The organism is Oceanobacter sp. 4_MG-2023 (assembly GCF_030689165.1).
Lineage (GTDB): Bacteria > Pseudomonadota > Gammaproteobacteria > Pseudomonadales > Oceanobacteraceae > Oceanobacter.
Genome location: NZ_JAUYVV010000065.1, coordinates 1 through 1,502, shown reverse-complemented (window position 1 = coordinate 1,502; position 1,502 = coordinate 1). Strand labels below are relative to the sequence as shown.

At 54.1% G+C, this 1,502-nt stretch carries 1 protein-coding gene; it reads left to right on the top strand.

Features of this window, described 5'->3' with window-relative positions; all coding sequences use genetic code 11:
* Positions 1–1,502 (top strand): cadherin repeat domain-containing protein (locus Q8W24_RS16750; RefSeq protein WP_305476035.1); only part of this gene is annotated, 1,502 nt, incomplete at both ends.

Genomic DNA, 1,502 nt, shown 5'->3' with positions numbered 1-1,502 from the left:
GTCACCGCCACCGATGGAGCCGGTAACTTTACTAATCAGGCCGTTACCCTGGCGGTCAATAACCTGGATGAAGCAGCACCGACGATTACCTCTGGTGATACCGCGACTGCCATCGATGAAAACAGCGGTGCCGGGCAAGTGGTGTATACCGCTGTTGCTGATGACTCTGCTGATATTTCTGATGGCGTCACCTTCAGTCTGTCAGGCGACGATGCAGCGTATTTCTCGATCGATGCCAGCACCGGTGAAGTCACCTTGTTGGCGGATGCTGATTACCAAACCAAACCAAGCTACAGCTTTACTGTTACAGCCACCGATGGGGCCGGTAACCACACGGACCAAGCCGTCACCTTGGCGGTCAATGATCTGGATGAAGTGGCACCGGCATTTACATCCGGTTCAACAGCGACCGCCATTGACGAAAACTCTGGTGAGAACGCGGTTATTTACACCGCGACCACGGACGACGCGACGGCGGTTTATAGCCTCTCGGGAGCCGATGCAGGGCTGTTCAGCATCAACTCCGCTACAGGCGAAGTGACTTTGTTGGCGAATGCCGACTACGAGACCAAGCCCAGCTACAGCTTTACCGTCACCGCTACCGATGGAGCCGGTAACTTTACCGATCAAACCGTCACCCTGGCGGTCAATAACCTCGATGAAGTGGCACCGACGATTACCTCTGGTGATACCGCGACTGCCATCGATGAAAACTCTGGTGCGGGCAGTGTGATTTATACCGCCACTGCCGATGACTCTGCTGATATCTCTGATGGCGTCACCTTCAGTCTGTCGGGTGCAGATGCAGCGTACTTCAGTATCAACTCAGCCACCGGCGAAGTCACCTTGTTGGCGGATGCCGACTACGAAACCAAACCAAGCTACAGCTTTACCGTCACCGCCACCGATGGGGCCGGTCACTTCACTGATCAGACCGTGACACTGGATGTGAATGATCTGGATGAAGTGGGGCCTGTATTTACCTCCGGGACTCTGGCGGATGCCATTGACGAAAATTCTGGTGCCAGCTCGGTTATTTACACTGCGACCACGGACGACGCGGCAGCGGTTTATTCGTTGTCTGGTACAGATGCGTCACTGTTCAGCATCAACTCAGCCACCGGCGAAGTGACGTTATTGGCGGATGCCGATTACGAAACAAAAGCTAGTTACAGCTTTACCGTCACCGCTACTGATGTGGCGGGTAACTTTACCGATCAAACCGTCACGCTGGCGGTCAATAACCTGGATGAAGTGGCACCAAGCATTACATCTGGCGCTATCGCCACTGCGATCGACGAAAATAGCGGTGCCAGTACTGTGGTGTATACCGCCATTGCGGATGACTCTGCCGATATTTCTGATGGTGTGGTTTTCTCGCTCTCAGGCGACGATGCGGCGGATTTCAGCATCAACTCAGCCACCGGCGAAGTTACTTTGTTGGCGGATGCCGATTACGAAAGTAAATCCAGCTATAACTTTGTCGTGATCGCCACCGATGG